11 protein-coding genes are annotated in these 8,118 nt (G+C 64.7%); 3 read left to right on the forward strand and 8 right to left on the reverse strand.

The window, feature by feature from the left end:
- The first annotated feature begins 28 nt into the window (after positions 1-28).
- Positions 29-1,474, forward strand: a complete 1,446-nt coding sequence (locus MGN01_RS19575) for a short-chain fatty acid transporter (RefSeq protein ID WP_147048517.1) — start codon at positions 29-31, stop codon at positions 1,472-1,474.
- A 20-nt stretch (positions 1,475-1,494) separates the two neighbouring features.
- Complete coding sequence (locus MGN01_RS19580) at positions 1,495-2,112, forward strand: carboxymuconolactone decarboxylase family protein (protein WP_147048518.1); 618 nt, start codon at positions 1,495-1,497, stop codon at positions 2,110-2,112.
- Positions 2,113-2,124: 12 nt separating this feature from the next.
- On the opposite strand, the gene MGN01_RS19585 is transcribed toward MGN01_RS19580, so the two are convergent.
- From MGN01_RS19585 to MGN01_RS19615, 8 genes are all read right to left on the reverse strand, one after another.
- Complete coding sequence (locus MGN01_RS19585; protein WP_147048519.1) at positions 2,125-2,343, reverse strand: hypothetical protein; 219 nt, start codon at positions 2,341-2,343, stop codon at positions 2,125-2,127.
- Between the two features lie 90 nt (positions 2,344-2,433).
- Positions 2,434-2,805, reverse strand: coding sequence for a DUF423 domain-containing protein (locus tag MGN01_RS19590; RefSeq protein ID WP_147048520.1), 372 nt, complete (start codon positions 2,803-2,805; stop codon positions 2,434-2,436).
- Between the two features lie 99 nt (positions 2,806-2,904).
- On the reverse strand, positions 2,905-3,060 hold the full coding sequence (locus MGN01_RS23720) for a hypothetical protein (RefSeq protein ID WP_170246075.1): 156 nt from the start codon (positions 3,058-3,060) through the stop codon (positions 2,905-2,907).
- Between the two features lie 88 nt (positions 3,061-3,148).
- The gene (gene yihA / locus MGN01_RS19595) at positions 3,149-3,802 is read right to left on the reverse strand and encodes a ribosome biogenesis GTP-binding protein YihA/YsxC (protein WP_147048521.1); all 654 of its coding nucleotides are present in this window, start codon (positions 3,800-3,802) and stop codon (positions 3,149-3,151) included.
- A gap of 15 nt (positions 3,803-3,817) precedes the next feature.
- A complete protein-coding gene (gene yidC, locus MGN01_RS19600; RefSeq protein ID WP_147048522.1) occupies positions 3,818-5,659 on the reverse strand; it encodes a membrane protein insertase YidC in 1,842 nt (613 codons plus the stop codon).
- Positions 5,652-6,176: a ribonuclease P protein component gene (gene rnpA / locus MGN01_RS19605; RefSeq protein WP_147048523.1), complete on the reverse strand. Its 525-nt coding sequence runs from the start codon at positions 6,174-6,176 to the stop codon at positions 5,652-5,654. The genes yidC and rnpA overlap by 8 nt, the downstream gene beginning before the upstream one ends.
- Positions 6,177-6,231: 55 nt before the next feature.
- Positions 6,232-6,366: a 50S ribosomal protein L34 gene (gene rpmH / locus MGN01_RS19610; protein ID WP_055947927.1), complete on the reverse strand. Its 135-nt coding sequence runs from the start codon at positions 6,364-6,366 to the stop codon at positions 6,232-6,234.
- Positions 6,367-6,541: 175 nt separating this feature from the next.
- Positions 6,542-7,084 carry a sugar O-acetyltransferase gene (locus MGN01_RS19615; protein ID WP_373319217.1) on the reverse strand — a complete coding sequence of 181 codons (543 nt, stop codon included), beginning with the start codon at positions 7,082-7,084 and terminating at the stop codon, positions 6,542-6,544.
- A gap of 442 nt (positions 7,085-7,526) precedes the next feature.
- Between MGN01_RS19615 and rcdA the strand changes: the two genes are divergently transcribed.
- On the forward strand, positions 7,527-8,060 hold the full coding sequence (rcdA, locus tag MGN01_RS19620) for a protease adaptor protein RcdA (RefSeq protein ID WP_147048525.1): 534 nt from the start codon (positions 7,527-7,529) through the stop codon (positions 8,058-8,060).
- Positions 8,061-8,118: the final 58 nt, after the last annotated feature.

An 8,118-nucleotide genomic window follows, 5' to 3' on the forward strand; every position in this document is an offset into this window, starting at 1 on the left:
GCCTATGCCGGTAAAAGGGAGCGCGTGAATGGCCGAGCACAATCAGCGGGCATCGGGATCGACGGCCGGGGAGGGGTCGCTGGCGCGTCTCGCCCTCAGGTTCACCGATTGGGCAGAGAAGTGGTTTCCCGATGCCTTCGTGTTCGTCGCCGTCGCCGTGGTCATCGTCGCGGGCGCGGCGCTCCTGAACGGCGCGCCGGTCCAGAGCGTGACCAAGAGCTTCGGTGATGGCTTCTGGAGCCTGATCCCCTTCACGATGCAGATGGTCTTCGTAACCATCGGTGGCTACGTCGTCGCCACCTCGCCGCCAGTCCAGGCCCTGATCGACCGGCTCGCCCTGGTGCCGAAGACCGGCCGCGGCGCGGTCGGCCTCGTCGCCATCGCGACGATGCTGTCCTCGCTGCTGAGCTGGGGCCTGAGCCTGATCTTCGGCGGCTTGCTCACCCGCGCGCTGGCACGGCGCGAGGACCTGCGCATGGATTACCGCGCCGCCGGCGCCGCCGCCTATCTCGGCCTTGGGGCAACCTGGGCGATGGGGCTGTCCTCTTCGGCCGCACAGCTTCAGGCCAATCCGAAAAGCCTGCCGCCGAGCCTGCTGCCGATTACCGGCGTGATCCCGTTCAGCGAGACGATCTTCCTTTGGCAGTCCATGGTGATCGCCGCCATGTTGGTCATCATGTCTACGGTGATCGCACTGGCCTCGGCGCCGGGTCGCGACAGCGCCGTCACCGCACAGGATCTCGGCATCGATCCCAAGCGGGAAGAGGAGGAGATCAGCGGCCCTCGGCAACCCGGCGAGTGGCTGGAACACGCGCCGCTGCTCACCATCATCATCGGCTTCCTAGCCGCCGGTTGGCTGATCCAGGAATTCGCGCGTCAGAACTGGATCGTCGCGATCTCCAACCTCAACACCTACAACTTCCTGTTCCTGCTCCTCGGCTTCGTGCTGCACTGGCGGCCGAAGCGCTTCCTGCTGTCCCTCGGCAAGGCCGTGCCGGCGACCGCGGGCATCCTGATCCAGTTCCCCTTCTACGCAGCCATCGCAGCGATCCTCACCGGCGCCAAGAATGCCGCTAGCCACAGCCTTTCAGACGTCATCGCGCACACCTTCGTGGCCCTGAACACGCAAGGGAGCTTCCCACTGGCGATGGGCGTGTACTCGGCCGTGCTCGGCTTCTTCATCCCGTCGGGCGGGGGCAAGTGGCTGCTCGAGGCGCCCTACGTGATGCAGGCAGCGAACGAGTTGAAGGTGCATCTCGGATGGGCGGTGCAGGTCTATAACGCGGCCGAAGCGCTGCCGAATCTGATCAACCCGTTCTTCATGCTGCCACTGCTGGGCATCCTCGGATTGAAAGCGCGAGACATCGTCGGGTTTAGCTTCCTGCAGCTGATCTTCCACCTGCCCGTCGTGCTGTTCCTGTTATGGGCGCTTGCCTTCACGCTGGACTATCACCCGCCGGTCATGCCGAGCTGAGGAAAAGGGGAAACACGTCCATGCGTTTGGTTCTCACTCTCGCTCTCGGACTGCTCATGACGGCGACCGCTTCCGCGCAGGATCGCCTGCCCGAGATTCCGGCCGACAAGCAGACAGAGGCCCAGAAGAAGGCCTCGGAGGAGTTTCTCGCTGCGCGGAAGGTGCCGGTCTTCGGTCCCTTCGTGCCCCTGCTGCGCAGCCCTCAACTGATGCTCAATGCGAGCAACATGGGGCTCTACCTGCGCTACAACAGTGTGATCTCGCTCAAGCTCAGCGAATTCACGATCCTACTGACGGCGCGCGAGTGGAGCCAGCAGCTGGAATGGCAGATCCACGAGCCGATCGCGCTCAAGGCCGGGCTCGATGCTGCGATTGTGGAGGCGGTGAAAGAGGGAAGGCGGCCCGACGCGATGGGCGAGGACGAGGCGCTCGTTTACGCCTTCGCTACCGAAATCCACCGCAACAAGGCCGTGAGCGACACGACCTATGCGCGTGTCGTCCAGAAATTCGGGGAGCAGGGCGCGATCGATCTCGCCGGGATCAACGGCTACTACACGCTGCTTGCGATGACCTTGAACATGGCCCGCACGGCGCTGCCCCCAGGCGTCGCGCCGCCGCTGCCGGCGCTCGTAAAATGAAGGCCAAGCGGATCAAGCCAATATCTTGCGCTTCGCGCCCGACGCATTCGAGGTGCCGCAGAGGGGGAAGTTGTCCGTTCGGAAGACCTTGAAGCGCCCGATCTCAATAGGATCGTCGGCATTCGGCGCGTAGCCGTAGCGCACCGCCCGCTTGCGAGCCTTTCTGTCGAGGCCGAGCGCCGGTCCGCTGCCGTCAGACGTGCGTAAGGCCCGCTGCATCTGGGATGACACGCGATCGCGTGAACTCCGTTCCCGATCGTTCGAGATCGTGGATGATGCGAGTTAAGTACCGACGAATCCGGTGCGATTCGAGCTCTCCCATCAGTCTCGCGCCGGGACGAGCGCCGCGGCCACGATCAGAAGCCAGCCGGCCATCAGCACGAATCCACCTGCCGGCGCGGCCATCGGAAAGAGCGGTGCGCCGGAGAGTGCACGCATCGCGAGATCGCCGGAAAACAGCGCGAGGCCTGCGAGTATGGCGGCGCCCGCGAGCCGCGTGAGCCGGCCGTGCGTTGCGCCGGAGCCGGCCAGCGCGACGAGGCCGACGATGAGTGGCGCGTGGAAAAGCAGGAACTGCGCGGACGTTTTCAGCGTCTCGCCACCATCTCTGTGCGCGGCCGCCGCGCTCGCGGCCACACCAAGCAGGCCGGCCAAGGCCGCAAGCGCCAGCAGGATACGATCGATCACGGTCATGGACATCTCCGCAGCGGCACATGCCCTACCTGAACAGTCGCGGCTATGCCGCCCCCGCGCTGCAGAGGAAATGCCGCACATCGTCGGATGGGGCCTTCGCTACGGCTGCGGCGAGGACGAAGCGCAGCCCGCGTCGCCCGAGCACCCTGTCTCGATCGTCATGACGAGGGCGAATAGGTCGATTGAACTGGCGATGGCGGTGATCGCCGTTCCGACCTGACCCATCTTGGCGGCCGCACTGTTGAGATTCTGCACGCCGAAGGCTCCGAACCCTCGGTGCCTGTACGACGCAGTGCTTGCAGCGCTTCCGATGATCGACAACATACCGGCCGATCGTATCGGCTCAGGCACCGCGTTCAGCGAGCAAGCGCGCGACGCTTGCACGCAACTCCGCTACACCGCGGTCATCCCGGCTCGAAGTGAGCAGCACCTCCGGATAGGCAGCCGGCCGTTTCGCGATGGCCGCCTGAATTCCTGCGATGCGTGCTTCCATCTCGCTCTTCTTCAGCGCGTCACCCTTGGTCAGCACGATCTGGTAGGACACCGCAGCCTTGTCGAGGCCGTCGAGCACGTCGGTGTCGATGCTCTTTAGGCCGTGGCGCGAGTCGATCAGCATGAAGACACGGGCGAGGTTGGCCCGGCCCTTCAGGTAGGCGTGAATCAACTCGGTCCACGCCTCGACCTTGGCCTTCTCCACCGCCGCGTAGCCATAGCCCGGCATGTCGACGAGGGTCAGGCGCTCGGCGATCTTGAAGAAGTTGAGCTGCTGGGTGCGGCCAGGCGTGTGCGAGGTGCGTGCCAGCGTATTGCGTCCGGTCAGAGCGTTGATCAGGCTCGATTTGCCGACATTCGAGCGGCCGGCGAAGGCGATCTCGACGCCGTCCATCGGCGGCAGCACGCCCAGCGAGGGCGCGGCCGCGAAGAAGTCGGCGCTGCCAGCAAAAAGCAGGCGGCCGGCCTCGATGAGGCCGGCCTGTTCCGTATCGGTGTTGCTCACGTCAGTTCTTATCCATCAGCCCTTGGCTGCGGCACCCTTTTCGGGCGGTTTCTTGCTGAACGTGCCCTTGAGGTTGTCCCACAATTCCACCTTCACGCCGTTGCGGCGCATGATGACGTATTGCTGGAGCACCGAGAGGGTATTGTTCCAGGCCCAGTAGATCACCAAGCCGGCCGGGAACGAGCCGAGCATGAAGGTGAAGATGATCGGCATGAAGGTGAAGATCTGCGCCTGGACCGGGTCCGGCGGCGCAGGGTTCATCTTCATCTGGATGAACATCGTCACACCCATGATCAGCGGCCAGACACCGAGATGGATGAAGTCAGGCGCTGCGAACGGCAACAGACCGAATAGGTTCAGAAGGCTGGTCGGATCCGGCGCCGCAAGGTCCTGAATCCAGCCGAAGAACGGTGCGTGCCGCATCTCGATGGTAATGAACAGGACCTTGTAGAGCGCGAAGAAGACCGGGATCTGGATCAGCACCGGCCAGCAGCCGGCAACCGGATTGATCTTCTCCTTCTTGTACAGCTCCATCATGGCCTGCTGTTGCTTCATCTTATCGTCTTTGTACCGCTCCCGGATGGAGGTCATCTCGGGCTGCACGGCCTTCATCTTGGCCATGGAGACGTAGGAGCGGTTGGCGATCGGCAGGAAGAAGATCTTCAGGATCAGCGTAACGAGCAGGATCGCGACACCGAAATTGCCAAGGAGATGGAAGAAGAAGTCCAGCGCCTTGAACATCGGCTTGGTCAGGAACCAGAACCAGCCCCAGTCGATCATCAGATCGAACTGCTTGATGCCGAGATCCTTCTGATAGCCATTGATCTGGTTGACCTCCTTGGCGCCTGCGAACAGGCGCTGCGTCGCGGAGGAGGAGGTGCCCGGCGCGACCGTCACGGCCTCACCCCGCACGCTGGTCTGGTAGACCTTGGCAGCGCCTTCGCTGCGCTCGGTAAAGGCGCCGTTGAAAGGCTTGTCCTGGTCGGGGATGACGGCGGCGGCCCAGTACTTGTCCGTGATGCCGACGAAGCCGCCGGTCACGCCATCCCACGACTTGCCGCGGGTGTTCGGGCCGCCGAAGGACGGCTCCTTGCCGATCTTGTCGTAGGTGTATTCCTGCAGGCCGTCCGCGCCGAGGGCGCCGATCAGGCCCTCGTGCAGCACGTAGTAACCCTGGGTCTGCGGCTTACCCCAGCGCGACACCAGGCTGTACGGGTAGAGCGTGACGGCCTTCGAACCAGTGTTGTCGACCTCATCGCGCACCGTAAACATGAACTTGTCGTCGACGGCGAGAATGCGCTTGAAGGTCAGGCCCTCACCGTTGTCCCAGCTCAGCGTCACCGGCTTGCCAGGGGAAAGGACTTCGGCATCGGCCTTCCAGACCGTGTCTGCGTTCGGCAGCTTGCCGGCATCGGAACTCACCCAGCCGAACTCCGCATAATACGGGTTCTGGCTGCCGGCCGGCGACAGCAGCACGATGCGCGGGCTCTCGTCACTGACGGTCTCGTGGTAGTTCTTCAGCAGCACGTCGTCGATGCGCCCGCCCTTGAGCGCAACCGAGCCGAACAGGGCAGGGGTGTCGATGCGCAGGCGCGCCGAGCGAGCCACCGCCTCCTCGCGTGGGGCCGGCGCCTGAGCCGCCCCTGGTATAGTGCCGGCAGCCGGTGCCGACGGGCCGCCTTCCTGCGGGCTCGGCGTCGCGACGGGCGCGCTGCCGGGAGCCTGAGCAGCCTGATTCTGAGCGGCGGCCTGCTTCTGACGCTCGTTCATCGGAGCGGCGACGAAGTAGTTCCAGCCGAGCAGCACCGCCAAAGACAAGGCGATCGCGACGAACATGTTCGTCTTGTCGTTACCCATCGGTCGATCCGTTAGCGGTCTGTGTTCTTGAAGCTGTATCGGGCTTCGCCTCGCCGGGACTCGTCCGGCGGGCGACATGTGCCCCCGATCGCACGCGAGCGCCAGGGGCCGCGACGCCGGGGCCGTCACTCCGCGTGTGGGGCGTGTCCTTCGCGCCGCGCGGCTTGGTCACGACCTTGAGCGCCCGGCGCAGGTCATCGACGAGCGTCTCGAAGGGTATCGAGAGGGCAGGGCGGCGCGCGACGAGCACGACATCGGCCGGAGAAATGGGAGCATCATCACCGAGCGCGGCGATTGCCCCGCGCAGGCGCCGCCGGATACGGTTGCGCTCGGTGGCGTGGCCAACCCGCTTGGTGATGGTGAAGCCGAGATGGATCCCCTCGGCGGGGGCGCCGTCACGCATCTCGTCAGGCTCGCGCAGTCGTCCCTGCGCGGTCATGCGCTCGGTGTGAAAACGTCGGCCGGATGCGGCGGCTAGGAAGTCCGGTCGCCGCCTCAGGCGTTTGATGCTTGGCACGGGCGCCGGTCTCCGGCGTCCGGCCCTGTTGGACCGGTACGCGCGATGCGCCGTCTTAGGCGGAGAGCTTCTTGCGGCCGTGGGCGCGGCGGGCAGCGATGACCTTACGGCCGCCAGCGGTCGCCATGCGCGCACGGAAGCCGTGACGGCGCTTCCGGACGAGCTTGCTCGGCTGATAGGTTCTCTTCATGACGTGAACTCCGGGCGACGGGACGGCGGTCCAAGCGGCGCCTAGGCGCGCTGAGGACAGGTCCGTCCATTAACGATGTGTCGGCAAGCGCAAAGAGCGCCCACGAGGGCGCCGCATCACTTGGCGCGGGCTTATGGCGGATGGCCTTCTCCGAGTCAATTCGCGGGAGTGCAATCTAGTCCTGGCTCTGCTTCCTGAGCAGCCTCGCTGGATTGCCGGCAACAATCGTTCCGGGGGCAACGTCCCGCGTCACCACCGAGCCCGCGCCGATCACCGCGTCGTCACCTACGGTGACGCCCGGTACGATGATGGCACCGCCGCCGATCCAGACGTTACGTCCGATCACGACCGGGCGACCAAACTCCAGCCCCGCCCGGCGCGGCTCGGGATCACGCGGATGATCCGCTGCATAGATCTGCACGGCGGGGCCGATTTGGGTGCCATCGCCGATGCTGACCGAGCAGACGTCGAGAATCACGCAGTTGAAGTTCATGAACGCATTGGCGCCGATGCTGATGTTAAAGCCGTAATCGCAGAAGAACGGCGGCCGGATCACCGCGTGTGCACCGACATGGGCGAGGCGTTTGACGAGCAATGCGCGGCGTTCCGCGGGCGGAGCCGCTGAGGCCGCGTTGTAGCGGGCCATCCATTCCTTGTTGGCTGCGATGTCCGCCTGAATCTCGGGGTCGCTGGGCCGGTAGAGTTCGCCGGCTAGCATCTTCTGCTTCTCGCTCTTGTCCACGCCATCTCCGGTGCCGCTGCCGGGACCAGGGCGGCCCCGTATCTCATAGTGCGGTGGCCAGTCAGGATGACAAGACCGGGAAACGAAGCGGACAGGCACGCTGAAACGATTGATTAACCTTTCCAGACGATGATCACCACATGTCCAGCCTGCTGGATGTCGAGTGGGTCCTGTCCACTCTGTTTGATGCCTCTCTTTTCGACTTCGTGATAGCCGTCCCTTGGGGCGGCTTTTTTTCTTGGGCCTTCCGCCTCACGCGATCGCCCTTGTCCGGGGAGGCATTGCGGCACAGCCGCGCCGTATTAACGTTAAGCCTCGGTAAACGATGCGACGGCTGCGCAATGCGCTAGGTTCGTCTCGTCAGCCCGCGGATTCGCTCGTTCGAGCGACTCCCCCTGGATGGGCCGCAGGAGGCACGATGACCGGCTTAGATGTCATGTTTCGCGACGAGAACGACTGGGTGAGCTTCGGGGAGACCTACGTCGCCTCTGAGAGCTTCAAGACCTTGTTTCGCGACGGCATGACCCTCGTCGAGGAGACCGCAGCCTATCTCGACGGCAACGGCCGCGACGAGTCGCGGGGCGCCTCACGGGAGGCGACGTTGGCCTATGCCGGCGAGAGCATGCGCCTGACCACGCGGCTGATGCAGATCGCCTCCTGGCTTCTCGTGCAGCGTGCGGTGGCCGAGGGCGAGATCACGCACAGTCAGGCCCAGGAAGAGAAGCGCCGCGTGAAGTTGACTGCGTCGGAGACGCGAATGGTGGAGGAGGGCGACGGCTTCGCTTTGCTTCCCGAGCAGCTCCGGGATCTCGTCGAGCGCTCCCGCCGGCTACACGCTCGCATCCTGCATCTCGACGGCCTTATCGCCGAGGACAGGCCGACACCTCGTCCGATCGAGAGTCCCGTTGCCGCTCAGCAGGGCCTGCTCCGCTCGGCCTTCGGCGACCTCTGAGGAGCGCTCCTGATCGTTGCACCGGTTTGCCGGATCGAGGCCGGTGAGGAATGTGAGC

Origin of the sequence: Methylobacterium gnaphalii, from assembly GCF_007992215.1 — a bacterium.
Taxonomy (GTDB): Bacteria; Pseudomonadota; Alphaproteobacteria; order Rhizobiales; family Beijerinckiaceae; genus Methylobacterium; species Methylobacterium gnaphalii.